Origin of the sequence: Aquicoccus sp. SU-CL01552 (assembly GCF_040365005.1) — a bacterium.
Classification (GTDB): Bacteria; Pseudomonadota; Alphaproteobacteria; order Rhodobacterales; family Rhodobacteraceae; genus Antarcticimicrobium.
Genome location: NZ_BAABWV010000012.1, coordinates 20,727 through 45,485, shown reverse-complemented (window position 1 = coordinate 45,485; position 24,759 = coordinate 20,727). Strand labels below are relative to the sequence as shown.

Genomic DNA, 24,759 nt, shown 5'->3' with positions numbered 1-24,759 from the left:
GACAGCATGACGAGATTTCTGACACGCGCCGCGGCAACGGCATTCCTGGCGGCCCTGGCCGTGCTGGGACAGCCCGCAGCGCGGGCGCAATCCGCGGACGCGGCGGCCAAGGATGTGGTGAACGGCAGCCGCTTCGGGGCCTGGACGGTGAATTGCCAGGCGCTGGGCGTCAACAAGACCTCTTGCGTGTTGACGCAACGGCTCGTGCGTAGTGGTGACGGCGGTTTTCTGGCCGAGGTGCTGGCGTTTTCGAACGCCGACGACAGCAAGCGCTATCTGGCCGCGCGGGTTCCGAACGGGGTCTATTTCCCGGCCGGCTTTGCCATGCGCCCGGCAGAGGCAACCGAGGAGACCCGGTTCATCTGGCAATCGTGCAGTGCCAAGTTGTGCGAGGCCCTGATCGAGCTTTCCCCCGAGGACCTCGCGACCATCGAGGCGAGTGAAAAGGGCGTGGTTGCGGGGTATCGGCCCGGGCTGAGCGCCGAACCGGTGGTCTTTTCGATGTCCGTGGCCGGCATGGCCGCCGGGCTTGATGCCCTGGCCGAGGCCCGGGGGGCTGCCACTGAATGAGGGGCGCTCTCCTCGCTGCCGGCGTGGTGATTGCGGGTGCTGTCTGCGCCGGTGCGCAGGAGGCCCGAAGGTTCGCGGACTGGACTTTGTTGGCGGCAACGGGGCAGGGCTGTGTCCTGCAGTATCGCGCGATCGCCCCGGAGGCGGGGCTCGTGCTGGCCGATCTTTATCTGAGTCCGGTTGCCGAGGGGGGGGCGCTCCTCTCGGTCCGGGTGCCGGTCGGTGCGTCGATCGCCGACCGCGCCGTCTATCGCCACCCCGGGGCCGACCGGGCCGTGCCCCTGATCTGGCAGACCTGCAACCGGGACACCTGCCTTGCACAGGTTCATGTCACCGAACAGGAACTCGACGGGTTGCGGGCGCGGAGGCGCATCGAGCTTGCCTTCGTGCCGACGCCGGGGGCCCGGAGGCTGAGCTTTCCGGTCTCGCTGATGGGGGTGACCGCAGGGTTTCGCGCGGCCCGTGCCTGCACGTCCCGGTAACGCCGTCACGGTTCTTGTCCGGGCCTGAGAAATGCAATTGCCATGTGAACGGCGTGTTCGAGGCCGCGGAAATCCTTGCCAAACGCGATGGGACCAACATGCCGAGTGAGGTCGTGGACGCGCTGAAGGAACAGGGCGTCTACGTGGAGCCGGGCGAAAGCTTATCCGCCTGACAGCGGCGGCGCGATCATGAGGTTTTCTGCCCATGGTCGCCGACCCTGACGGGCGTTAGTCGCCCTGATCCGACATCAGGCCGCACCAGTGGCGGGGGCCGAACCCCCGGTCCGGGCCAAGCGCGGTAAAGCCGCCATCCACGGGAATGTCGCAACCGGTAATCCAGGACGCGGCGTCGGAGGATGCAAAGACAACCGCGTTGGCCACCTCTTTCATCCGGCCCACGCGGCCCAGCAGGTTGACCTCGGCGCCGGCCTTGTCGGCGATGGTCCGGTCGCCGTCGGTCATCGCCTCCATCGGCGGTGTCCAAGTCCAGCCGGGGGTGACGCTGACCGCGCGATTGCCATCGGGTCCCAGTTGCACGGCGGAGAGCTTCATCAGTTGCGCGATGGCCGCCTTGCTGACGGAATAGGGGCCGCGCGTCCGGCTGCCCGACTTGGCCGAGACACTTCCGATCAGCACCACGACGCCCCCCGGGGCGGTCAGGAGACCCCGTGCCTTGTCGATCAGCACGGCGGCGCCGACGACGTTGATGTTCAGCGAGGTCAACCAGTCGGCGCGTGCGGTCCCGATCCCCTCGTCGAGGTAGGAACAGGCGTTGTGCACGACGATGTCGAGCCGGCCGAACCGGGACTTGCAGTCATCCAGCGCAGCGTCGATATCGCCATCCTGCCCAAGGTCCATCCGGCGATAGGCCGCACCCTCGCCCAGAGAGCGGGCCAGCGCCGCGCCTTGGTCATCCTCGATCCCGGTGATCAGGACCTTGGCGCCGGCGGCGTGAAGTTCCTGCGAGATGGTGCCGCCCAGCCCGTGGGTGCCGCCGGTGATGAGCGCAACTTTCCCGGTCAGATCCATGATCTGTTCCCTTTCTTGTTCTGGTTCGAATGGTGTTGGCGGGGCCATCCGCGTGAGGGGCCGGTCAATGGTGGCCCGCCCCGGTCCGGGATCCTATTGCGGATCGCGTTCCGCCAGTCCGCGAATGAGGTACATCTCGGCCTCGTGGACCGTCGAGATCTGTGTCCAGCCGGCGTCGTCCTGATCGGCCAGGCGCCATGTCATGAGGGTGACGACGCAGCTGTCGGCCGCGTGGCCCAGCGTCGCGCCCGGCAGGACACGGGCGCTGTTGCGAAAGCGCAGCGCCGATTTGGATGGACCGACGTCATAGTCGACCAGCAGGCGCGCCCTGTCCGCGTCCAGCCGCACGAAGGTCCGCACTCCGTTGAACACCGAGGTGCCGGCGAAGATACCGTCGCCCACATCCTCGCGGTCAAAGCTGCCCCAGGCCCAGCCACCTTGTTTCACGCCGTCGGACATCAGGTCAAAGACGACCTCGGCCGGTTTGTTCACCTTGATGCTGCTGGTATGGCAATGTGGATCAATCATTCCGGTCCTTTCGGCCCGCCGGCGCGGGCGTGGTCACGTGGTCCTGTCCCTTGTCGCACGATGCGACAAAGCCGTTCCAATTCAAATGATTGGTTGAATTGATGCCAAAATGGTATTGGTCGCCATGTTGCCAAGAAGAATCAGGTACTTCATCGCCGTCGCCGAAGAGGAGCATTTCGGGCGGGCCGCCAGCCGCCTGCGCATTGCCCAGCCGGCGCTGAGCAGGCAGGTGCGGCTTTTGGAAACCGAACTGGGGTTTGACCTGTTCGAGCGGTTGCCAAGGGGCGTGCGCCTGACCCCGGCCGGGCAGGTGATGCTGACCGAGATGCAGGCGCTCGAGGTGCAGGCGCAAGCCGGTGTCGGCCGGGCGCGGTTGGCCGCCGAGGGCCGCCACGGGACTTTGCGGCTGGGGCTGATCGAGAGCGTGGCCTGGCAGGGCCTTGTTCCCGATGCGCTGCGGGAATACCGCCAACGGGTGCCGGATGTCGACGTGTCCTTGTCGACCATGCCGACCGCGCCACAGTTGGAGCGATTGCGCCAGAGGCAGTTGGACGCGGCGATTCTCTACAACCCGTTGGAGGTCGAGGACCTTGTGTCGATCCGGCTGGCCTCGATTCCCATTGTTCTGGCGATGCCTGAGGGGTGCCCGTTGCTCGACCTGCCGGAAATCCGGGTGCGGGATCTGACTGGTTATCCGCTCATCGGGTTCCAGCGGCTGGCGAGCCCCAAGCTGTTTGACGATCTGAACGCCGCGTTGGTGCGTGCGGGGGGTGAACCGACCTTCATTTCGGACCCGATGAACGAGGCAGAGATGCTGGCGCTGGTGAGCATGGGATCGGGCCTCGGGCTGGCGAACGCGATGCAGGTCTGGCGCCCGCCGCATGGGGTGTGCTTTGCCCCCGTTGCCGATCTGAACGTGACGCAGGAGCTGCACGTGCTGCACCGGCGCGATGAGGACTCGCCGGTTCTGGCCGAATTTTTGGCGGTTCTGGGGGAACAGGCGCGGGCCGTGGGGCCGGAGCCGTTGTTCGACGCGGTTTGAACCCGTCGGGGAGGGGGGTGATGAACCCGGCTGATTGGGCGCATTCGGCCAATTCATTTCCCTGATACGCGCCACTTCCGTAAGGTCGCCGAAATCCCCGACAGGAGCCCGAACGCGTGCCATTCCAAGAATTCGACCTGACCGCGCTTGCGAGTGCGGATGCCTATAAATTGCTGAGCGGCGTGGTGATCCCGCGTCCGATCGCGCTGATCACCACGCGCTCGGCCGATGGCGTCGACAACGCGGCGCCGTTCAGCTTTTTCGGGGTGTTGAGCCATCACCCGGCGACCGTTGCCGTCGGGGTCGAGCCGCGCGCGGACGGCAGCCGCAAGGACACCGCGCAGAACATCCTGACCACGGGCGTCTTCACCCTGCATATCCCGGATGTGGCGCTGGCGGACGCGGTGCAGGCCGTGGCCGGCCCGAGCGCGCCGGAGGTGGATGAAATCGCGCTGAATGGGCTGGAGAGCGTGCCCGGGACGTTCATCGACTGCCCGCGTCTGAGCGCGGCGCCGGTGGCGATGGAATGCACCTTTGACCAGCGCCTCGACCTCGGGCCGGCGCGCGACATCCTGATCGGAACCGTGCGCGGGCTTTTCGTGCGGCAAGAGGCTGTGAACGAGCGCCTGCATGTCGACCCGGAAAAGATCGACGCGCTCGGTCGGCTGGGCGGGGCGGTTTTCGCGACCACCCGCGACCGGTTCAGCCTGGGATAAGGGCAGCGGCGCGGGGCGCCTGCGGCGCCTCAGTCCGGGCCGCCGGGAACCAGCGCCACCACGCGCAGCGGACTGCCCGAGCCGGCGAGGATCTTGAGCGGGGCCGCCAGGATCATCGCCCCGGTCGGCGGCAACGCTTCGAGCCCGGTCAGGCACTGCAGCCCGTATTTCCCGGCCCCGTGCAGGTAATGGTGGGCGGGAAACGGCGGGGTCAGGTGGCCGCCTTGGCCCCAGTCGGTTCCGATGGTTTCGGTGCCGAAGCCGAGGATATCGCGCTCTTCGACAAGGAAGCGGATCGCATCGGCGTCGGGGCCCGGCGTATGGGCGCCCTCGGCGTCGAGATTGGCATAGGCCGCGCCGGTCTTGTTGCCCCAGCCGGTCCGCATGAAGACCCAGTTGCCCGCCGGGATCTTGCCGTGTTGGGCCTCCCACGCGAGGATATGATCGCGCGTCAGCAGGAAATCGGCGTCGGCCTCGGCCTCGGCGGTGCAGTCGATCACGCAGACCGGCGCCAGCATCGGCGCGAGCGGCATCGTGTCCACCGTGTTGTTCGGCAGGTCGCGCCCGGTGACCCAATGCACCGGCGCGTCGAAATGGGTGCCAGTGTGTTCCCCGAAGCTGATGTTGTTCCAGTACCAGGCCGGCCCGTTCCCGTCGTAGCGCGAGATGCGCTCGATCTTGACTGGCCAGGACTGGCCGAACTCCGGTGGCATGATGATCGTCGGATCATCGGGCGACAGCGTGCGCGTCAGGTCGACGAGGCGCACCGCGCCATCGGTCAGCGATGAGGCCAGGCGTGTCAGAATATCCATTTCCATCTCCTCAGCCCTGCCACATCAGGCGTTCGACCTCTTTCGGGTTGCGTGCCATGCGCGCGCGGAATTCCTCGGCGTCGGGGCCGACATAGGAGTCCTCGATCCCCTGCTCGAGCGCGGTCACGACCGTCCGGGCAACGGCGGCGGGCGCGGTCTTGGGCGGCGGCAGATCCTCGAACCACTCGTCCTCCAGCGCCCCGGCAAAGACGTTCATCACGCGCACGCCGCCCTGCGCCAGTTCCCCGCGCAGGGATTGGGCCAGCGACAGTTCGGCCGCCTGCGCAGCCGCGAAGATCGCCGAGGCCGGGCGCCCGGTCTGCGCCCAGATGCTCAGGACGTTGACCCAGGCGGCGGCATTGCGCGTGGTGCCGTCACCGCCACGACCCATGAGCGCCGGGCCGAAGGCCTGTGCAAGGCGCAGCAGGCCCAGGGCGCAGATGTCCAGGGTGTCCTTGGCGCGCAGGACCTGACCGGCGTCGAACAGGCCGCCGGGGCGGAAATGATAGGCGCTGTTGATCAGGATATCGGTTTTCCCGGCGAGGTCCGCTGCGAGACCTGTGACCGAGCGTTCGTCGCGCAGGTCGAGATCACAAAGCGTGACCCCCTCGATCCCGCCCAGGGCATCGACGCCGGGCGCGGGTTTCCAGCGATCGGCCACCCCGACGAAAACCTCTTGCGCGCCGGCCTTGAGCAACTGCCGGGCCAGCGGTTCGGCCACCGGGCTGCGGCCATCGGTGATCAGCACGCGGCGGAATTTCGGCTGCGCGGTCAGTTCGCGCCAGTCCGGGTCGTCTTCCATATGGGGGGCGCCTCCGGTTTCGGGATGGGCAAAGACCACCGGCATGCCGGCGCGGTCGGTCATCAGCGACAGGCGCACGCGCCCCTCGGCCGGGCAGTCGCGGTGCAGCAGCGCGATCATCGTCACCCCGCAATCCGCCTGCACGAGGCCCTGCCGCTGTGCGGGCTGGCGGCGAAAATAGGGATCGGCGGTGATGTCGATCGTGGTTTCGGACAACAACACCCCACCGCGCGGGGCGTCCTGGAAAGAGAGCCGTTGGCCCAGGCAGTCGGGGCAGACGTCGCGCACCGGGTAGAGAAAGCGCCCGCAGCCGTCGCAATGCTGAAGCGCGAACCGTCCCTGGGTCGCGCCGATCAGCAGGCCGAGCGTGGGGGCCGACCGGGCCGCCGGCGGCCGCAAGGGGACCTGGCTGCGCTCAAGCGGGTTCTTTTTCGACGGTGGGAGAAGTTCGCGGGTCATGCGGCCTCCAGGATCACGGCGGCCGATGCGAGGCCACGGTCATAGTTGATCATGCCAAAGCCGAGCGCCATCGCGCGTTTCGCCTGCGCCACTTGCGTCGGCCCCGCCTGTCCGGTCACCTGCCGGATCGCCTCGACCAGCCCGAGGTGGCCGCCGGCGGCACCGGCCTGCCCGGCAGAGAGCTGCCCGCCCGAGGTGTTCTGCGGGAAATCGCCGCCGATCCGCAGATCGTGGCTGCGGACGAAATCGTGGCCTTCGCCCTTGGCGCAGAACTTGAGATCTTCGAACTGCATCATGACGATCACCGGGTAATCGTCATAGGTCTGAAGGACGTCGATGTCCCCGGGCGTGCACCCGGCCATGGCGTAAAGCTCGTCGACGTCGACGGCCCATCCGCCGCGAATCTGGATCGGATCCTCGGGAAAGCTGTGATGGCGTTCGATCGCCGAGGTCAGCCGCGCATAGGTCAGCCCCTGGGCGCGGGCGGTTTCCTCGCGCATGACGAGAAAGGCCTCGGCCCCGGCGCAGGGCATCACGCAGTCGAACAGGTGAACCGGCGCCGCGATCGGGCGGGCGGTCATGTACTGTTCGACCGTCAGCGGCTTGCGCATGAGGGCGTTGGGATTTTTCAGCGCATTGTCCCTCTGGGCGACGCAGATCCGGGCGAAATCCTCGCGCGTGGCGCCAAAGCGCGCCATGTAGTTGCGGGTGAGGAGCGCGAAGCTGGCGTTGGCGCCGCCGGACCCCATCGGATAGACCGCGTCCTGAGCGAACCGGGAGAAATTCTCAAGCGATTGGCGAAACGAGTCCGGGTGGTTGGTGTCGGCCCCGATGCAGGCGATCACATCGGCATCGCCGGCCTGTACCGCCCGCGCCGCACGTCGCAGCGATACCGTGGCAGAGGCCCCGCCGAGCGGCACCGTATCGAGATAGCGCACCGTCATTCCGAAATGCTGGGTCAGGCTGATCGCGCTGTCGGCCCCCAACGAGAATGACGACACGCTGAGGCCGTCCATCTCCTTGTGCGAGATGCCCGAGGCCTCGGTCAGCCCGCGCAGCGCCGCGCCGGCCCACCACTGGGCGGTCTCGATGGAAAAGCGCGCGTAGGGCACGCTTACCGGAGATGCCACGACAACGCCGTCGAAATCCCGCCTCATCGCATGCCTCTCCTTTTTCCGCGAATCGCCTTCGCAGTCATTTGATTGCAGTTTAAAATTATTCTGGCCAACGGGGCGGAAAATAGCAAGCATTGCGCGTATTTCGTCGCCACACCCCGAAGGGCAGCGGCATGTCCGCGCGCTGCCGTGGTCATAAAGTGACCGGCGCATTCTGTGGATCGGAGCGGGGCGTCGGTATACGTGAATTATTGATATTTAATAATATTTTAATTCGCCATCGTGTCGTGATATCCGAAAAGCCGGTCGGCGCGCCCCCCTGTCCTTGGGTGACTGCCACCGTTGCGGCAGGCCCCGGCGCGCATAAGGCTTGCCCGGGCGGCAAATTATTTTAAGGTTGTACTAGTTTGCGCGGCGCCCCAGTCGTTGATCGCCGCGGGCAACCGATGACCGCCGCAAAGGAATGACCGCATGACCACATCCCTCACCCCCACGCCTTTTTCGGACGAGGCCCGCGCGGCCTGCCCGCTGCTCGACGCGGCGACTGCCAAGACCTATTGCGCCGAGGCGCATGCCCTTGCGGCGGCGCGTGAACGCGACATCCCGCCCCGGATGCGAAGCCTGCCGGAACTGCTCGCCCGGCGGGCGCGGGTTGCCCCCGATCAGCCGCTGGTTGTCGTCGGTGACGACAGCCTGACCGCCGCAGCGGTTCATGACCTCGCCGCGCGCTGGGGTGGCACCTTTGCGGCAGAGGGCATCGGCAAGGGCGACCACGTCGCGATGATCTGCGGCAACCGGCTGGCGTTCCTGCCGCTGCTGGCCGGCATCGGCTGGGTCGGCGCCGTTTCTGTGCCGATCAACACGGCATCGCGCGGGCTCCAGTTGCAGCATATCCTGGCCAACTCCGGTGCCAAGGCGATGATCATCGAGCCGCAGTTCCTCGACGCGCTCGACACGCTGGATTTCTCGGTGCTGCCGCTCGAGAATATCCTTGTTCTTGACGCCGCCGACGACGACAGCCTGCCGCATGGCGCCCGCCCATTGCCGGCGCCGGCCGAACCGGTCGCCGCCGCACCGGTCAAACCCTCCGATCCGCTCGCGGTTTTGTACACTTCCGGCACCACCGGCCTGTCCAAGGGGGTGATCTGCCCGCACGAGCAGTTCTTCTGGTGGGCGATCACCACCGCGCGCCAGCTTGGCATTCGCGCGGGCGACGTGCTGCACACCACGTTGCCGCTGTTTCATACCAACGCGCTCAACACCTTTTTCCAGGCGCTGGTGTTTGACGGCACGCAATCGCTGGCGGACCGGTTTTCGGTTTCGCGGTATTTCGACATGCTCAAGGAGTCCAAGGCCGACGTCACTTATCTGCTCGGGGCGATGGTTCCGATGCTGCTGTCGCGTCCCGAAACGCCCGCAGAACGCGACCACGGGTGCCGCGTCGCCCTGGCACCGGGGGTGCCGGCCCAGTTCCATGACGAATTCACCCGCCGCACCGGTATCCTGCTGCTGGATGCCTTCGGATCGACCGAGTCGAACAACGTCATCCAGACCGAGGCGGATTCGGTCCGGCCGGGTTACATGGGGCGCGTGGCCGAGGGGTTCGAGGCGCGTGTCGTCGATGACGAGGATTACGAACTGCCGGACGGTACGGCGGGTGAACTCGTGCTGCGCCCGGTCGAACCCTATGCCTTTGCCTTGGGGTACCTCGGCATGGCCGAGGCCACGGTCAGCACCTGGCGCAATCTCTGGCTGCATACCGGCGATCGTGTGCTGCGCGAGGCGGACGGGTATTTCCGCTTTGTCGACCGGATCAAGGAAACCATTCGCCGCCGGGGCGAGAACATCTCGTCCTTCGAGGTCGAACAGGGGGTGCTGAGCCACCCGGCGGTGTCGACCGCCGCCGTGTTCCCGGTGCAGTCGGAGCTGGCGGAAGACGAGGTGATGGTGGCGATCGTCCTCAAGGAGGGCGCGACGCTGACCCATGAGGCGGTGATCCGCCATTGCGAAACCCGGATGCCCTATTTCGCCGTGCCGCGCTATGTCGATTTCCGCGCCGACCTGCCGCGCACGGAAAACGGCAAGATCCAGAAGTTCAAGCTGCGCGAACAGGGCGTGACCGACAGCACCTGGGACCGCGAGGCCGCCGGCGTCACCGTCAAGCGCTGAGACCCCGGAAAAGGGGGAGGGGGCGGTGGCAAACCGGTGCCGCCCCCTTACGCAACTCCGCGCGAAGCTCGTGCATTAATTTGATTCATTGATAAAATAATGACAATGAATTTGAATTATAAAACAGTTTCGGGGTTTCCTGTCATCAGAACAGAACAGGGAACACGCGGATGAAACAGGTCATCGACAAGGATTTCAAAGGGGCGAGCGCCGCTGGCGACAGCGCGGTGGATTTTTCCACGCTGACGGAAACTGCAGAGTTCAAACATCTGCTCGCGGAAATCGACGCGCGGAAAGGCGAATTCGAGGCCAAGCGCCATGTTCCGCGCGACGTGGTCGACCTGATGAAGAAAGCGCGGATCTTCCGCTCCGCGACGCCGGAAAAATTCGGCGGCGACGCGATGGCGCCGCATCATTTCCTCAAGATGATCGACAAGATCGGCACCGTTGACGGCTCTGCCGCCTGGGTCGCGGCCTTTGGTTCGGCCAATACCTATACGGCGGCGCTGCCGGTCGAGGCGCAGGAAGTCATGTATGCCGATGGCCCCGACCAGGTGTTCGCCGGCGGTCTGCACCCGGTTCAGCAGGCGACCCGTGTCGATGGCGGCTGGCGGGTGTCGGGCCGGTGGAAATTCGCCTCGGGCTGCATGGGCGCCGATTGGATCGGTGTCGGCATCGCCGGCGTGCCGCAGGGCGCGGAACCCGATGCGCCGCCGACCGTGATGATGGCGGTGGCCCCGGCCGAAGAGGTCGAGATCATCGAGACCTGGGACGTTTCGGGCATGCAGGGAACCGGATCGCACGACACCACCGTTACCGACAAGTTCTACGCGGATGCGTGGATCTGCGAGCGCGGCGCGCCGGGCGTGATCGACGAGCCGCTCTACAAGTACCCGGCGCTTGCCTATCAGGCGCAGGTGCATGCCGCCTGCAACCTGGGCCTTGCACGGGCGGCGATCGAACAGGCGAAATCTGTCTCCGGCGCGGCGAAGCTCCAGGTCGGGCACAGCCGCCTTTGCGATCGTGGCTATTTCCTGAGCGGGCTGGCCGAATGCGAGGCCAAGCTGCGCGCGGCGCGGGCGTTCTTCTATGAGACGGCGGAAGAAGCATGGGAGCACCTGCTGCGGGGCGATCCGGTGCCGTTGAAGCTGAACAACCTGCTGCGGCTCAGCGCGACCAACGCCGCCAAGTCCGGCGCCGAGGTCGTGCAGAAATGCTATACGATCGCCGGCATGGGCGTGATTTCAAGCCAGAACCCGATGCAGCGATACCTGCGTGACGCGATGGTGGTGACCCAGCACTCGGCCGTTACCGACATCACGATGGAGGGGGCGGGCCGCGTGCTGGCCGGTCTCGACGCGCCGCGCGGCTTTCCCTGATCGGGGCGCAGGACGAGGAGAGGCGGATGGCACGCGATTTGCATCCCCTGTCATTCAACGGGGGAGTGGGGCAGAATTCCGGCATGAAAAACCTGCATCACACCCGGTTTGACCTGAACCTTGTCAAGGTGTTCCTGACCATCTGGGACAGCCGGAGCCTGACCGGCGCCGGCGCGCGGTTGGGTCTGACCCAACCGGCGGTCAGCCATGCGCTGCGCCGTCTACGCGAACAGTTCTCCGACCCGTTGTTCCTGCGGGTCGGAAACCAGATGGAACCGACGGAAGTCGCCACGCGGTTGCGCGAACCCTTTGAGCAGGCGCTGTCGCTTTTGGAGCAGACGATCCACGACACCCACAGCTTTGCGCCCGAGACCGCGACCCGGCGTTTTCGCATCGCGATGTCGGACACCGGTGAATTCTATGCCATGCCGCGTATCCTGGCGGCGCTGGAACAGGCAGCGCCGAATGCCAACCTGTCCTCGGTGCGGATCGACCCGGCCGAGATCGAAAGCGCGCTGCGCAGCGGGCAGGTCGACCTGGCGCTGGGGTTCCTGCCCGATCTCGAGGTGGGGCGCTGCACCGGCAACCTGCTGTTCCACGACCGGCTGGTCGTCCTGATGCGCGAGGGGCACCCCGCGCTTGACGGGGACTGGAGCGAAGAGACCCTTGCCCGGCTGTCGTTCATCGACGTGAGCCGTGCCGCCACCGGCTTTCACCTGGCGCGGGAAACGCTGGAGAGAAAGGGCCTGAACCTTGCCGCCACGGCCCGCCTCGAACACTTCACGGTCTTGCCCGAGGTGGTGCGCCAGACCGATTTCGTCGCCATCTTTCCGAACTCGATCCACATGCGGCTCAAGGAACGAGGGGGATTCGCGGTGCGTGAACTGCCCTTCGACCTGCCGTCTTACGCAATCAAACTCTGGGTGCATGACAGCTTTGCAACGGACCCCGGCCTGACCTGGTTCCGCGCGCTGATCGAGACCGCTCTGACCGCAAAGGACAACGAAACATGACCATCAGCACAGATATCTTCCGTCAGTCGATGGCGCTTTTCCCCGGTGCGGTGACGCTGATCACGACCGGCTCGGGTGATGGGCGCCGCGGCATCACCGCCACCGCCGTCTGCTCGGTCACCGATACGCCGCCGAGCCTGCTGGTCTGTGTCAATCGCAAGACCGAAACCTGTGCCGAGATTACCCGGCTGGGCAAGTTCAGCGTTCAGTTGTTGGGCGGCGACTCGGACGAGATCGCCATGGCCTTTGCCGGGGCGCGGGGGCACAAGGGGCCCGAGAAATTCGGCGTGGGAGACTGGGAGGAGAGCGACCACGGTGTGCCACGGCTGCAGGACGCACTGGTGTCGCTGTGCTGCACCGTCACCTCGCACAGCGATGCGGGCAGCCACCGGGTGTTCATCGGACGGATCGAGGATTCGACCTTTGCGGAGGGAGATGCGCTGGTCTATGCGCAATCGCGCTTTCACCGCCTTCAAATGGCAGTTTGACGGATTGCGGCGCCCGGTGAGGGGCGCCGCAGGTGGTGTTGGGATTACCCGGGCAGCGCGGCGAAGGCCGTGTCGCTTGCTTGGGTGAGCAGCAGCGCATCGGAGCCTTCGATCACGAAGGGCAGCCGCCGGAGCCAGTCGGCGCTTGCCGCGCGGTCGGCGGTGAAGATCCCGGCCGGCACCCCGGCCCGGGCCGCCGCGTCGATCAGGTCGTTCACCAGGTCGTCCAGCGTGCGGGAGCCGCCCTGCGCGGCGAGGTCAACCCCGAGATCGCCCGGCCCGATAAAGGCAAGGTCGATCCCCGGAACCGCCAGGATGTCGGACGCGTTCTCGACCGCCTGCAGGGTTTCGAGTTGCACCGCGACCACGGTTTCGGCGCGGGCCCGCGCGACATATCCCGGAATATCCCGCAGATAGCCCGCCGCCCGACCAGGCCCGGCACCGCGTGCGCCCTCAGGGGCGTAGCGGGCCGCGCGCACCGCCGCGGCGGCCTCGTTGGCGGTGGAGATGTGCGGGACCATCACGCCGATGGCCCCGGCGTCGAGCGCGGCGGCGGTGTGGTTGGGGGACTTGCCGCGCACACGCACCAGTGCCGGAACCCGCGCGACATCGGCGGCGCGGATCATGTCGGTCAAAAGCGCGTCCGAGATCGGGCTATGTTCGGTGTCGATGCAGACGAAATCGGGCCGGGCGCCGGCCACGATCTCGACCGTGACGGGCGAGGGGATGGCGAGGAACGGGCCGCGCAGGGGATCCCGCCGGAGAAGTCGGTCGCGCAAGCAGGTCATGTACAGTTTCCTTCGGCAAAGCTCTTGCCCGGGTTCAGGATGCCCTTGGGATCCAGTGCCGCCTTGATCCGGCGCATCAGCGCGATCTCTTCGGCCGTGCGCGAATAGGCGAGGTAGTCGCGCTTGATCGCACCGATCCCGTGTTCGGCGGAGATCGTACCGCCCAAGGCGCGGGTGATCGCGTAGACGGTCGCCTTGACCTCGTTTGACGGCTGATCCTGTCCCGCCTCGGGTACGTTCACGACCACATGGAGGTTGGAATCCCCGATATGGCCATAGGACAGCGCGCGGGCAGAGGGAAAGGCGTCGTGCACGGCGGCCTCGATCCGGGTGACCGCCTCGCCCATCTGCGAGACCGGGATGCCGACGTCGAAGGGGATGACAGGGCCAAGCACGGTTTCGTATTCCGCCGGGCTTTCGCGCACGGCCCAGAGCGCACGCTCTTCCTTGACGGAATTGGCCAGAACGCCGTCCTCGACCAGCCCCGTGTCGAGGGCGGTCTCGAACAGCTTTTCCATCGCCTGGCGGGTGGCCGCCGCGTCGAATCCGGTGGCCTCGATGATCGCATAGGCCCCGTGTTCCCCCGCTAGCGGCGACCCGAGGCCTGTAGCGCGGGACATGAAGTGGAAAAAGCTCGGCCACATCACCTCGAAGCTCGACAGCATCGGCCCGAGCGTGCCGCGCGCAGCGCGCAGCAGCGAGGTCGCGCTGTCCGAACCGGCGCAGCCGACAAAGGCGGTGACCGTCGCGGGCGGCAGCGGGTGCAGGCGCAGGACGCAGCGGGTGATGACGCCCAGTAGCCCCTCGGAGCCGATGAAAAGCTGCTTAAGGTCAAGGCCGCTGTTGTTCTTGAGCATGGCGTTCATGCCGTTGATCACGGTGCCGTCGGCCAGCACCACCTCGAGCCCGAGCAAGTGGTCGCGGGCCATGCCATAGCGCACCACCGTGTTACCGCCCGCATTGGTGGCGAGCACGCCGCCAAGCTGGCACGAGCCGCGCGCGCCGATGTCGATGCCCAGCATCAGCCCGGCATCGCGGGCGGCGTTCTGCGCGGTTTCGAGGATCACGCCGGCGCCGGCTGTCAGGGTGCCGGCGTCGACATCGATCGCCTCGATGTCATCGAGGCGCTCAAGGCTCAGGACGATCCCGTCGGCCTTTGGATGGGCGGCACCCGAAATGCCGGTCAGCCCGCCCTGCGGCACCACCGGCACGCCGGCGGCGTGGCAGGCCGCCATGATCCGGGAGATGTCCTCTGTCGTTCTCGGACGGGCGAGGGCAAGCGGCTGGACCGGCGCGAGGCCGGCCCAGTCGTGGTGGTATTTCTCGGGCACATCCGCGCCCGGGGTGATGATGTCGGCCCCCAGGGTATCGAGCAGGGTCGCGGCAAAGCTCATGAGCTGGCCAACGCGTCCGCCAGCCGCGCCTCGAACACGCAGCTATCCGCCCCGGTTGCGGCACATTGGACCTCCTGCACCTCGGTCGGCCCGCCGAGGATCATGCCGGATACCGCCCGCAGCATCCCCAGGATCGGGGCGCAGACCGGGGTGTCCGAGGCGCCATAACCCATGACGAAGGGCGAGTTTTCCACGGTGACCTTGAGCCGGTCCTCGACCAGCTCGGTGGTCCACTTGCCCCAGCCAAGTTGCCCGGACGTTTCCCGGATCACCGCGAGGAGGTCATCGGGATTTACCGCGCCGGCCTCCTGGTAGGTCTGGGCCGATTTGCCGCCGTTCTTGAACACCGAGCGCGCCATCGCCTCGAACACGGCGGGGCGTTGATCCTCGGGCATTTCCAGCGCGATATGCATCACCGCCTCGGGCTTGATGAACATGTAGCGCATCGCGCCGTCGTGATAGGTGCCTTGGGTCTCGTCGAAAACGAGACGGTCGCGAAAGCTCATGGCAGGTTCCTTTTCTTTTGTCCGCTTACATCAGCGACGGGATGAAGGTCGCCAGTGTCGGGAAGACGATCACCAGCCCGATCAACACGAAGACGCAGGCGATGTAGGGCAGTGCGGCGCGTGCGACCTCGGGGAGTGTCGTGCCCGGCGGGCTGACCCCGTACATGACGAACAGCAGCAGGCCGAAGGGCGGGGTGGTAAAGCTGACCTCGAGCATCAACAGCATGATCAGGCCCCACCAGACCATGTCGAAGTGCAGCGAGGTCGCCAGCGGAACGAAGAGCGGCAGCGTGATGAGCATCATCGAGACCTGGTCCATGAACATGCCGAGAACCAGCAGGATGAGCGCCATGACCAGAAGGGTTTCGGTCGGCCCCATCTCCAGCGAGGTGGCCCAGCGGACCATGCCCGAAGAGGCGCCCGAGAAGGCCAAAGCTGCGCAAAGGTCGACGAGGCGGTGATCAGCAGGAATGTCATGCCGGTGACCCGCGCCGCATCTGCGATGGCGGTCGTGATCGCCTCCATGTCGAGCGCCTTGAAAATCAGCGCGAGAAGCGCGACGGCCACGATTCCCAGCGCGCCGCTTTCGGTGGGGGTCGCGAAGCCGGTCAGGATCGAGCCGACCACGGCAAGGATGATGACCGCCATCGGCAGGATGTCGCGGCAGAACACCTTGATGCGCAGCGACACCGGCAGCGGCTCGTAATCGTAGGTGGGCGCCGCCTCGGGATCGACCTTGGCCTGCACGAAGATCAGCAGCGCGTAGAGGCAGGCCAGGATCAAGCCGGGAAGGAGACCGGCAACCAGAAGCCCGCCGATGTCGATCTGCGCGAGCGAGCCGAACAGCACGGCAAGCGTCGAGGGCGGGATAATGACGGCGAGCCCTCCCGAACCGAGGATCGGGCCGATCGCCATGTGTTTCTTGTAGCCGCGCTTCATCATCTCAGGGACCATCAGTGTGCCCAGCATGCCGGTATTGGCCAGCGAAGAGCCCGACAGGGCGGCAAACACGGTGCCCGAGGTCACGGTGAGATACGACAGGCGCGCCGGCAGGCGGCCGATCAGCACGTCGATCGCGTCGAGCACACGGCGCGCAAGACCCGAGTGGAAGAACAGCGAGCCCATGACCAGGAACAGCGGCACCGGCGCCAGCGAATAGGTCGAGACCGCCAGCGTCGCGTTGGCGATCATCTGGTCGATGCCACGCGCGCCCCCCATGAAGAGGAACACGCCGATGACGTTGATGACGAAAAAGCCGAGCGCCACCGGCAGGCCGATCCCCATGGAGAACAGCAGGCCGCCGATGAGGATGGCGATTGAAAGGGTCCAGTCCATCATGTCGTGCTCTCCTTACATACCGGCATGCGCATCGGGCGGCGCGCCGAAAAAGCTGTCATTGCGGGCAAAGAAGGACAGGAACTGAAGACCGCCGATTCCGAACCCGATCGGCATCGAAAGGTAGACCGCCCACATCGGCGCATCGAAGGAGCGCACCTCGTAGGAGCCGTCGGCCAGCACCCGGAAGAACGAGCTTGCCGTGTGCCACGTCAGGTAGAAGCAGATCAGCGCGGAAACGATCTGGAGTGCGTTCTCCCAAATGCGGCGCAGGCCCTTGGGAAGGTAGGTCAGCAGAACCTCGACGCAGACATGCCCCTTGGTCAGGACCAGGTGCGGCAGGCACAGGAAGGTGATGTAAAGCATCGCGTACTCGACGGAATTCACCGCCCAGACCGCGGTCGGCAGGCCGAGGTTGCGAGAGGTGACATCGTAGGTGACGACCACGACGATGGCGGCGACCAGCAGGCAGGCCAGTCGAAACAACATCAGTGATGTCCAGTCGAGAAGGCGGAGGAAAAGAGGCATTTGGGGTGTCCTTTGGGGCTGTACGGGTCCCTCGCACGGGGGGGGGGGCGCGCGCCCTTGGGTTCGGTCACGGGCCGGTAGGGCAGGCGCCCCGGCCCGCCCGTGACCTAGGGTGGCTTCAGAAGTCTTCGAAGAAGACCGCTTTCAACTCGTCGTGCATGGTGGCGTCGCGGCCCTTGAGGCGTTCCCAGGCGATGTCGTAGGCGGTCCTGAGGAAGGTTTCGCGTTGCTCGCCGGTCAGTTCGATGGTCTCGATACCGCCCTCGGCAAGGATTTCGCCCTCGGTCACGTTGAGCGCGACGTTGGCCTCATAGGACGATTTCTCGTGGTCGATCGCAGCCTGGTTGACGATGGCCTTGGCCTCGTCCGACAGCCCGTTCCAGCTGTCGAGGTTCATGGAAACCAGAACGTCGGTCTGGAAGAAGCTCGGGTTGATGCGGTATTTCAGGAACTTGTCCCAGCCGTAGTCGCGCAGGCCGGTCACCGGCCAGCCGGTGCCATCGACGACGCCACGCTCGAGAGAGGTGTAGACCTCGCCGGCGGCCTGAACCACGATGGTTGCGCCCAGCTTCTCGAGGAAGGCCCGGTAAAGCGGCGACGAGCGCAGGCGGATGCCGCTCAGGTCGATCTGACCGTTTTCATCAATGCCCGGCTTCTTGGTGGTCCACAGGTGGAAGCCGGCGCCGCCGTCCACATGGGCCAGGACATGGGCGTTACCCTTGGCGTGAAAGGCCTTGTTGACCAGGTCGATGCCGCCGTCGGCGCGCAGGCTCATCGGGTCGCGGTTGGAGCCGGCAAAGGCTTCGCCTTCCGGCACCAGATTGAGGTAGAGGCCGGCGGGCAGCATGAACATGTCGGCGATGCCGTTCTTCTGCGCGTCGCCCATGCGGGCCATCGGGATGGTTTCGGGACCACCGATCACCTGGATCTGGACGACGCCCTCGCCGCGTTCGTTCACGAGGTCGACGAAGCCCTGGAAATTGCGGGCAAACGAGACCTGCGCCGGAACGAAGGTGATCGCGCGGATCACCTCTTCGGCCTGGGCGGCAACGGAGCTGAGCCCGAACAGGGCAGCGGCGGCAAGGCCCTTGATGTATGTATGCTTGGTCATGGTGTCCTCTCTTGCGTTGGAATGGGGTCGGGTTGTTTCCGAGACTTCTTGTCGGTCGTCGTGTGTTGCCCGTCCTGCGAGGAACGGGCGGGGGGCTGCGGAAAACCGCCTTTGTCCGCGCGCTGGAAAAAGACCAGGGCGGCATCCACGAAGTTTCGCATCGCGGTAAAGGCGGCGGCGGTGTCGCGGGCGAAATAGGCCGCCGCGATGTCTTGGGAGCCGATGCGCGCCGCGTCGCGACCCTCTGGGGAATGCAGGGTCGCGTTGCGGACCAGCTGGACCTGCAGGTGAAAGCGCAGCAGGGTTTCGCGCAGGCGCGTGTTGCGGATCCGGTCGACCCAGAAGGCGCGAAAATCCTTGTTGGCCTTGGCCGATGCCTCTGGCGTGTGGGCGGCCTGGATCGCTTCGAACAGCCCCCGGAACTCTTCGTCGTCCTCCGGCGTGGCCTGCGCCACCACGTTGGCGAAGGCGACCGGTTCGAGCGCCTGGCGGATCTCGAAGATCTCGTGGATATCCGCCATGGACGGGGTGATGACGATGTATCCGCTGGGCTTGGTGCCGCGGATCAGCCCGTCGTTCTCGAGCCGGTTCAGGGCTTCGCGCACCGGGGTGCGGGAGACATCCATCTGACGCGCGATCGCGGCCTCGATCAACCGCTCACCGGCCAGCCGACGGCGCGCCGCGATGTCTTCGAGCAGACCTTCGTAAACCCGCTGGGCCAATGGTATCGAGCGTTCGCGATGTGTGGTCAATCCAGGCGCTCCCTTTTCGGTATACCTTCAAGCTTAAAATAATAATTGCAAGAAAATTTCGCATGAGGATCAGTCCGGTTCTGGGCGAGGGGTCTGGGCTGGCCTCAAAACAAGGCAGTTATCGGCCAGTTTTACAAAGGAAACGTCATTTCCTGGACGTATTGGCAATGCCGCGATCACACGGGCGCCCAGGGCGCAACCCATGAGGGAAATTCAAAATTGATTTTAATCTTGAAGGGGTTTCAGCCTATCAGTCGCCGATGATTCTGGGAAATCTCCAGCCATGCGCAGGGCAGGCGCCGCAGCGGATCAGGGGGTGACCCCGTGCAGGCGCAGGCCGGGTTTTCGGCCTGTCCCTCGCATTCGTTCGACGAGGTTCACGCCCCGAGGGGCAGCCCAACAGGGACGCGGTGGCAATCAGCGCTTGTGCCGGATATCCAGCATGATCGAGATGCCGCGCGCGGCATCGGCCTCGGGAACCTCGGAGAGCATCTCGTCGATCCAGCCCAGATGCTGCTCGACCATGTCCTCCATCAGGGTCCTGCCTTGCTCGGTGATCCGAACCAGAAAGGCGCGGCGGTCGCTTGCAAGGGTCTGTCGCTCGACCAGACCGTCGGTGACAAGGCGATTCACGACGCCGGTGACATTGCCATTTGACACCACCAGGTGCTGCGACAACTCGCTCATCTTCATCCCCTCGGGGTGGGCATGAAGCGCGGCCAGCACGTCAAAGCGCGGCAGCGTGGTGTCGTATCCGGCACGCAGCCGTTCGCGCAGGGCGGCTTCGACATGGCGCGTCGCCTTGAGCATCTGCAGCCACAGGCGCAAGCGCTGGCGCGCGAGGCTGTCATCTTCGATCCGGTGGTTGGTCTGGGCGTCCATGGGGCGGTCCCGCACTGTGCTTGAGTTTCAAAATTTACTTCAAGTATCAAATTTTGCAACCAAAGGTAAACTCTGTTCTGTACCGATTTGATCAAAACCAGGGCGGGCTGGTCAAAGCGGTCGCGGGTGAGAGCGGACCAGCGCGGGTGTTGCGCCCGGCGCGGATTTTCCGCGGACGGTGCCGTGATCCTGTCTTAACGCTCTTGTCGCAGCGTTCTCCGCGTTTCCCGAAAAGGAGGGCGCCGATGCAGAACGTGCGGCAGATCGCCGAAGAGATCGTGGACCGCGAAGGCGGTTTCGTCAACGATCCCGACGATCCGGGTGGGGCGACCAATCACGGGGTGACGATTCACACCCTGCGGCGGCTGGGGCTGGACCTGACCGGAGACGGCGCAGTGGGCATCGCCGATGTGCGGGCGCTGAGCCGGGCGCAGGCGGTGGAGATCCTGCTGGCCCATTACTACGAGCGACCCCGGATCGCCGAGATGCCCGCGGCACTGCAACCGGCGCTGTTCGACATGTATGTCAATTCCGGGGCGAACGCGGTCAAGATCCTGCAACGGCTGCTGCGCGAGATGGGCTTTGCGGTGGCGGTGGACGGGGTGATCGGGTCGCAGACCCTTGCCGCCGTGCAGGACGCCGCGCGACCGGACCCGGTGGCGCTGCGCGATGCCTACGGGGTGGCGCGCCGGACGTATTATTTCCGCCTTGCCGACCATCGACCGGCGAGCCGGAAGTATGCCCGCACCCGCGCCGGCGGCAAGGGCGGTTGGATCCGGCGGGCCGAGGCGTTTCTCTCGCCGCGTTATCACCTGAGCGCGGCGGAGTTCCGCGAAAGGGTGGCGGCATGGGAGTGATCCTCGATCTTCTGTCGCTGGTTTTCGGAAATGGGCGCAATGTGTTGCGCGATACCGTTGAAGTATTTCACGAAAACGCCGAGGCCGGGGCTCGGCGCGACGTGGCGGTGCAGCACGGCGCGTTGGCACAGTTCGGGGCGGAATTCGCCCGGCCCCGGCAGGGGATGTTCGACCGGTTCATCGACGGGTTGAATCGTCTGCCACGCCCGGCCTTGGCGCTTGGGACGCTGGGGCTGTTCGCCGCGGCGATGATCGACCCGCTGTGGTTCGCCGCGCGGATGCAGGGCATCGCGCTGGTGCCGGAGCCGCTGTGGTGGCTGCTCGGGGTGATCGTCTCGTTCTATTTCGGGGCGCGGCACCAGAGCAAGCACCAGGCGTTTCAGCGCGACCTGGCGGCGCAACTGGCGACGGCCCCGGCGGTGATGGACAATCTCTCGGCGCTGGATCGGCTTCGGCCGGGCACCGCTGATACTCCCGGCGCGGCCGATCCGGGCACCGATGCCAGCTTGATGTTGTTGGCGTCCGGGTCCGAGGACAACCCCGCACTGGAGGATTGGCGGGCGCTGCGCCGCGGATAACCTGCGCAGGATAAGATGCGGGGGGGGATGCGACAATGTGATCGTGCGACGGTGGTGAAAGTTATTGGCCGCGCGCGGTCGCCCCCCTATACATCGGGGCATGATTACAGAACTCGGACATTTCGCCCTGGTGCTGGCCTTCATGGCCGCAATCGTACAGATGATCGTGCCGATGGTAGGCGCACACAAGAGGTGGCCGGGCTGGATGGCCGTGGCCGAACCGGCCGCGACGCTTCAGTTCCTGATGACAGGTTTTGCCTTCGCGGCGCTGATGCATGCCTTCGTGACCTCGGATTTCTCGCTGCGGGTGGTGGTGCTGAACAGCCATTCGGCCAAGCCGCTGCTTTACAAGATCAGCGGGCTGTGGGGGAACCACGAGGGGTCGATGCTGCTCTGGGTATTGATCGTGTCTCTGTTCGGCGCCACGGCAGCCTGGTTCGGGGGCAACCTGCCGCCGACGCTGCGGGCGCGGGTGCTGTCGGTGCAGGCGGCGATCGGTGTGGCCTTCTATGCCTTCATCCTCTTTACCTCCAACCCGTTCCTGCGGCTGGCCGTACCGCCGTTCGACGGCGAGGATCTGAACCCGCTGCTGCAGGATCCGGGCCTCGCCTTTCACCCTCCCTTCCTCTACCTCGGCTACGTCGGGCTGAGCATGGCGTTCAGCTTTGCCGTCGCCGCCCTGATCGAGGGGCGGGTGGATGCCGCTTGGGCACGCTGGGTGCGACCGTGGACGCTGGCGGCCTGGATCTTCCTGACCATCGGCATCGCGTTGGGCTCCTGGTGGGCTTATTATGAGCTGGGCTGGGGCGGGTTCTGGTTCTGGGACCCGGTCGAGAACGCGAGCTTCATGCCTTGGCTGCTGGCCGCCGCTCTGCTGCACTCCGCCATCGTGGTGGAGAAGCGCGAGGCGCTGAAAAGCTGGACCATCCTGCTCGCGATCCTCGCCTTCGGCTTTTCGCTGATCGGCACCTTCATCGTGCGCTCGGGGTTGCTGACCTCGGTGCATGCCTTTGCCAATGACCCGGAACGCGGGGTGTTCATCCTGATCATTCTGGCGGTCTTTACCGGCGGCGCGCTGTTGCTCTTTGCCGCGCGGGCCAACGTGATGGAGGCGCGCGGCGTCTTCGGCATGGTGAGCCGCGAAAGCGCGCTGGTGGTCAACAACATCCTGCTGGCGGTCTCCAGTTTCGTCATTTTCTTTGGTACGCTCTGGCCGATCGTGGCCGAGATGGCCTTTGATCGAAAGCTGAGCGTCGGCCCGCCGTTCTTCAACTCGGCCTTCACCCCGTTCATGGTGATGCTCGGGCTGGTGCTGCCGATCGGCGCGATGCTGCCGTGGAAGCGCGGGCGGCTGGGGCGCGTGGCGTGGTCCCTGCGCTATGCCTTTGCGTTGGCAGTGGCGCTGGCGGTGCTGGTCTGGGCGATGCAGACCGGGCGCAGCGCGCTGGGGCCGGTGGGCGTGTTTCTTGGCGCCTGGATCGTGTCGGGCGCGGCGCTGGACCTGTGGTCGCGCACCGGGCGCGGGGCCAACCGGCTGGGCCGTCTGGCCCGGCTGCCGCGGGCTGACTGGGGCAAGGCGGTGGCCCATGCCGGGCTGGGCGCGACGATCTTTGCCATCGCCGGGCTGACCGCCTGGGAGCAGGAGGACATCCGCGTGGTGCAGTTGAACACGCCGTTCGAGGTGGGGGCCTATACCCTGACCCTGACCAAGGTGGAGCAGTTGCGCGGGCCGAACTATTTCTCGACCACGGGCACGGTGACACTGGCGCGCGGCGATCGTGCCCTGACGGTGCTGCACCCCGAGAAGCGGACCTATCCGGTGGCGCAGATGCCGACCACCGAGGCGGCGATCGACAACGGGTTCACCCGCGACGTCTATGTCGTGATCGGGGATCGTCAGGATGACGGAAGATGGGCGGTCCGGACCTATATCAAGCCGTTTGCCAACTGGATCTGGGGCGGTGCGATGCTGATGGCGCTGGGCGGGTTGCTGAGCCTGAGCGACCGACGGTTCCGCGTCGCGGCGGGTGCGCGCAAGGGTGCCCGCAAGACGGTGCCGGCGGAATGAGGCGCATATCGCAGGTGATCCGGGGGGGGCTGGTGGTTCTGGTCCTGGCCCTCTCGGGACCGGCATGGGCGGTTCAGCCGGACGAGATACTGGCCGATCCGGCGATGGAGGCCCGCGCGCGGGTGATCAGCAAGGATCTGCGTTGCCTGGTATGCCGCAACGAGAACATCGACGAATCCAACGCCGAACTGGCGCGCGATCTGCGCCTGTTGGTGCGCGAACGCCTGGTGGCGGGCGACAGCAACGAGGAGGTCGTCGATTTCATCGTCGACCGCTATGGCGAGTTCGTCTTGCTGCGGCCGACCACGACCGGGGCGAACTGGCTGCTCTGGGCGGCGGGGCCGCTGATGCTGCTGATGGCGGTGGCGATGGCCTGGGCCTATCTTCGGGGCCGGTCCCGGGCCGCGCGGCCGCAGGAAAGCGCGCTGACCGAGGACGAGAAGGCCCGGCTTCGCCGCATTCTCGAGGACTGACGCGCGGTCGGCCCTTTCCCTCGGGGGCGGCATGGGCCACTCTCCGCGCGATTTGTCACATGAGATAGCGCGCGGAGAACCAGGGCGATGCAATACCAGACCATCACGCTTGAGATCGACGGCGGGCTTGCCGTTCTGACGCTGAACCGGCCCGACAAGATGAACGCGCTGTCGGCCCAGATGCGTGCCGAGATTACCCATGCGATGACCGATGCGGCCAAGCGTGCCCGCGCGGTGGTGCTGACCGGGGCCGGGGCGGCGTTCTGCACCGGGCAGGACTTGGGCGACGCCGGCGGCGGTGTCCCGGACCTGGAGCGGATCCTGCGCGACGAATATACCCCCATGTTGCAGGCGATCTGCAACTGCCCGGTACCGACGCTGGCCGCCGTCAACGGCCCGGCGGCGGGGGCGGGGGCCAGCCTGGCGCTGGCCACCGACGTGGTAATTGCGGCCGAGCGCGCCTATTTCCTGCAGGCCTTTACCCGGATCGGGCTGATCCCGGATGCCGGCGGCACCTGGTTTCTGCCGCGCCAGGTGGGGCTGGCCAAGGCGATGGGCGCGGCGCTGTTCGCCGACCGGATCTCGGCGCGGCAGGCGGAACGCTGGGGCATGATCTGGGAGGCGGTAGAGGACGCGGAATTCGATGCCCACTGGCGCCGCCGCGCGGCCTATCTCGCCGAGGGGCCAACCCAGGCCTTTGCCGCGGTCAAGACCGCCCTGCGCGGCAGTTTCGACGCCGGACTGGAGGAACAGCTGGCCACCGAGGCGCAGTTGCAGGGCGCCTGCGGGCGCACCCGCGATTTTCAGGAGGGGGTCGTGGCCTTCGTCGAGAAACGCGCCGCGAAGTTCGAGGGGCGCTGAGCCGACTGCAGGCACGCGCATG

General features: G+C 66.1%; 25 protein-coding genes and 2 pseudogenes. 14 read left to right on the top strand and 13 right to left on the bottom strand.

Features of this window, described 5'->3' with window-relative positions; translation table 11 throughout:
• Positions 1 to 6 precede the first annotated feature (6 nt).
• The 3 genes and pseudogenes from ABWV23_RS14180 to ABWV23_RS14170 all read left to right on the top strand — a co-directional run.
• Positions 7 to 570 carry an invasion associated locus B family protein gene (locus ABWV23_RS14180; RefSeq protein WP_353348857.1) on the top strand — a complete coding sequence of 188 codons (564 nt, stop codon included), beginning with the start codon at positions 7 to 9 and terminating at the stop codon, positions 568 to 570.
• Positions 567 to 1,052, top strand: a complete 486-nt coding sequence (locus ABWV23_RS14175) for an invasion associated locus B family protein (protein ID WP_353348855.1) — start codon at positions 567 to 569, stop codon at positions 1,050 to 1,052. Before ABWV23_RS14180 ends, ABWV23_RS14175 begins: the two co-directional genes overlap by 4 nt.
• A gap of 44 nt (positions 1,053 to 1,096) precedes the next feature.
• Positions 1,097 to 1,225, top strand: a pseudogene (locus tag ABWV23_RS14170) (cytochrome c maturation protein CcmE); the annotation flags it as partial.
• A 55-nt stretch (positions 1,226 to 1,280) separates the two neighbouring features.
• Here ABWV23_RS14170 and ABWV23_RS14165 read toward each other — a convergent pair.
• Together ABWV23_RS14165 and ABWV23_RS14160 are read right to left on the bottom strand one after the other, a co-directional pair.
• Positions 1,281 to 2,081 carry an SDR family oxidoreductase gene (locus ABWV23_RS14165; protein ID WP_353348853.1) on the bottom strand — a complete coding sequence of 267 codons (801 nt, stop codon included), beginning with the start codon at positions 2,079 to 2,081 and terminating at the stop codon, positions 1,281 to 1,283.
• Between the two features lie 93 nt (positions 2,082 to 2,174).
• Positions 2,175 to 2,609: a hypothetical protein gene (locus ABWV23_RS14160; RefSeq protein WP_353348851.1), complete on the bottom strand. Its 435-nt coding sequence runs from the start codon at positions 2,607 to 2,609 to the stop codon at positions 2,175 to 2,177.
• Between the two features lie 109 nt (positions 2,610 to 2,718).
• On the opposite strand from ABWV23_RS14160, the gene ABWV23_RS14155 reads away from it, so the two are divergent.
• On the top strand, positions 2,719 to 3,651 hold the full coding sequence (locus tag ABWV23_RS14155) for a LysR substrate-binding domain-containing protein (RefSeq protein WP_353348849.1): 933 nt from the start codon (positions 2,719 to 2,721) through the stop codon (positions 3,649 to 3,651).
• A 116-nt stretch (positions 3,652 to 3,767) separates the two neighbouring features.
• Entirely contained in the window at positions 3,768 to 4,367 is a 600-nt protein-coding gene (locus ABWV23_RS14150) for a flavin reductase family protein (protein ID WP_353348847.1), read from the top strand.
• Between the two features lie 29 nt (positions 4,368 to 4,396).
• Here ABWV23_RS14150 and ABWV23_RS14145 read toward each other — a convergent pair whose 3' ends face one another.
• Genes ABWV23_RS14145 through ABWV23_RS14135 form a run of 3 tightly spaced genes read right to left on the bottom strand, consistent with a single transcriptional unit; the run spans position 4,397 to position 7,597 of the window.
• Complete coding sequence (locus ABWV23_RS14145; RefSeq protein ID WP_353348845.1) at positions 4,397 to 5,179, bottom strand: cyclase family protein; 783 nt, start codon at positions 5,177 to 5,179, stop codon at positions 4,397 to 4,399.
• Between the two features lie 10 nt (positions 5,180 to 5,189).
• On the bottom strand, positions 5,190 to 6,440 hold the full coding sequence (locus ABWV23_RS14140) for an SDR family NAD(P)-dependent oxidoreductase (RefSeq protein WP_353348843.1): 1,251 nt from the start codon (positions 6,438 to 6,440) through the stop codon (positions 5,190 to 5,192).
• Positions 6,437 to 7,597: a thiolase family protein gene (locus ABWV23_RS14135; protein ID WP_353348841.1), complete on the bottom strand. Its 1,161-nt coding sequence runs from the start codon at positions 7,595 to 7,597 to the stop codon at positions 6,437 to 6,439. The genes ABWV23_RS14140 and ABWV23_RS14135 overlap by 4 nt, the downstream gene beginning before the upstream one ends.
• 429 nt (positions 7,598 to 8,026) lie before the next feature.
• On the opposite strand from ABWV23_RS14135, the gene ABWV23_RS14130 reads away from it, so the two are divergent.
• From ABWV23_RS14130 to ABWV23_RS14115, 4 genes are all read left to right on the top strand, one after another.
• Entirely contained in the window at positions 8,027 to 9,724 is a 1,698-nt protein-coding gene (locus ABWV23_RS14130) for an ATP-dependent acyl-CoA ligase (RefSeq protein WP_353348839.1), read from the top strand.
• Between the two features lie 170 nt (positions 9,725 to 9,894).
• Complete coding sequence (locus ABWV23_RS14125; RefSeq protein WP_353348837.1) at positions 9,895 to 11,103, top strand: acyl-CoA dehydrogenase family protein; 1,209 nt, start codon at positions 9,895 to 9,897, stop codon at positions 11,101 to 11,103.
• Between the two features lie 83 nt (positions 11,104 to 11,186).
• Positions 11,187 to 12,116, top strand: coding sequence for a LysR family transcriptional regulator (locus tag ABWV23_RS14120; protein ID WP_353348835.1), 930 nt, complete (start codon positions 11,187 to 11,189; stop codon positions 12,114 to 12,116).
• Positions 12,113 to 12,604, top strand: a complete 492-nt coding sequence (locus ABWV23_RS14115) for a flavin reductase family protein (protein ID WP_353348833.1) — start codon at positions 12,113 to 12,115, stop codon at positions 12,602 to 12,604. Before ABWV23_RS14120 ends, ABWV23_RS14115 begins: the two co-directional genes overlap by 4 nt.
• 44 nt (positions 12,605 to 12,648) lie before the next feature.
• Here ABWV23_RS14115 and ABWV23_RS14110 read toward each other — a convergent pair whose 3' ends face one another.
• From ABWV23_RS14110 to ABWV23_RS14075, 8 genes and pseudogenes are all read right to left on the bottom strand, one after another.
• Complete coding sequence (locus tag ABWV23_RS14110) at positions 12,649 to 13,392, bottom strand: HpcH/HpaI aldolase family protein (protein WP_353348831.1); 744 nt, start codon at positions 13,390 to 13,392, stop codon at positions 12,649 to 12,651.
• Positions 13,389 to 14,786: an FAD-binding oxidoreductase gene (locus ABWV23_RS14105; protein WP_353348829.1), complete on the bottom strand. Its 1,398-nt coding sequence runs from the start codon at positions 14,784 to 14,786 to the stop codon at positions 13,389 to 13,391. The genes ABWV23_RS14110 and ABWV23_RS14105 overlap by 4 nt, the downstream gene beginning before the upstream one ends.
• Positions 14,783 to 15,292: a V4R domain-containing protein gene (locus tag ABWV23_RS14100; protein ID WP_353348827.1), complete on the bottom strand. Its 510-nt coding sequence runs from the start codon at positions 15,290 to 15,292 to the stop codon at positions 14,783 to 14,785. The genes ABWV23_RS14105 and ABWV23_RS14100 overlap by 4 nt, the downstream gene beginning before the upstream one ends.
• 25 nt (positions 15,293 to 15,317) lie before the next feature.
• A pseudogene (locus tag ABWV23_RS14095) lies at positions 15,318 to 16,576 on the bottom strand (TRAP transporter large permease).
• Between the two features lie 66 nt (positions 16,577 to 16,642).
• On the bottom strand, positions 16,643 to 17,155 hold the full coding sequence (locus tag ABWV23_RS14090) for a TRAP transporter small permease (RefSeq protein WP_353348825.1): 513 nt from the start codon (positions 17,153 to 17,155) through the stop codon (positions 16,643 to 16,645).
• 118 nt (positions 17,156 to 17,273) lie between these two features.
• Positions 17,274 to 18,266, bottom strand: coding sequence for a TRAP transporter substrate-binding protein DctP (gene dctP / locus ABWV23_RS14085; protein WP_353348823.1), 993 nt, complete (start codon positions 18,264 to 18,266; stop codon positions 17,274 to 17,276).
• A complete protein-coding gene (locus ABWV23_RS14080; protein ID WP_353348821.1) occupies positions 18,263 to 19,018 on the bottom strand; it encodes a GntR family transcriptional regulator in 756 nt (251 codons plus the stop codon). Before ABWV23_RS14080 ends, dctP begins: the two co-directional genes overlap by 4 nt.
• A 417-nt stretch (positions 19,019 to 19,435) precedes the next feature.
• Positions 19,436 to 19,900, bottom strand: coding sequence for a MarR family winged helix-turn-helix transcriptional regulator (locus tag ABWV23_RS14075; protein WP_353348819.1), 465 nt, complete (start codon positions 19,898 to 19,900; stop codon positions 19,436 to 19,438).
• Between the two features lie 245 nt (positions 19,901 to 20,145).
• Here ABWV23_RS14075 and ABWV23_RS14070 point away from each other — a divergent pair, with 245 nt between their 5' ends.
• The 5 genes from ABWV23_RS14070 (at position 20,146) to ABWV23_RS14050 (ending at position 24,737) form a co-directional block, all read left to right on the top strand.
• Complete coding sequence (locus ABWV23_RS14070) at positions 20,146 to 20,757, top strand: holin-associated N-acetylmuramidase (protein WP_353348817.1); 612 nt, start codon at positions 20,146 to 20,148, stop codon at positions 20,755 to 20,757.
• Positions 20,748 to 21,335, top strand: coding sequence for a holin family protein (locus tag ABWV23_RS14065; protein ID WP_353348815.1), 588 nt, complete (start codon positions 20,748 to 20,750; stop codon positions 21,333 to 21,335). The genes ABWV23_RS14070 and ABWV23_RS14065 overlap by 10 nt, the downstream gene beginning before the upstream one ends.
• A gap of 100 nt (positions 21,336 to 21,435) precedes the next feature.
• Positions 21,436 to 23,403 carry a heme lyase CcmF/NrfE family subunit gene (locus ABWV23_RS14060; RefSeq protein ID WP_353348813.1) on the top strand — a complete coding sequence of 656 codons (1,968 nt, stop codon included), beginning with the start codon at positions 21,436 to 21,438 and terminating at the stop codon, positions 23,401 to 23,403.
• On the top strand, positions 23,400 to 23,876 hold the full coding sequence (locus ABWV23_RS14055) for a cytochrome c-type biogenesis protein (RefSeq protein ID WP_353348811.1): 477 nt from the start codon (positions 23,400 to 23,402) through the stop codon (positions 23,874 to 23,876). The genes ABWV23_RS14060 and ABWV23_RS14055 overlap by 4 nt, the downstream gene beginning before the upstream one ends.
• A gap of 87 nt (positions 23,877 to 23,963) precedes the next feature.
• A complete protein-coding gene (locus ABWV23_RS14050; RefSeq protein WP_353348809.1) occupies positions 23,964 to 24,737 on the top strand; it encodes an enoyl-CoA hydratase-related protein in 774 nt (257 codons plus the stop codon).
• Positions 24,738 to 24,759: the final 22 nt, after the last annotated feature.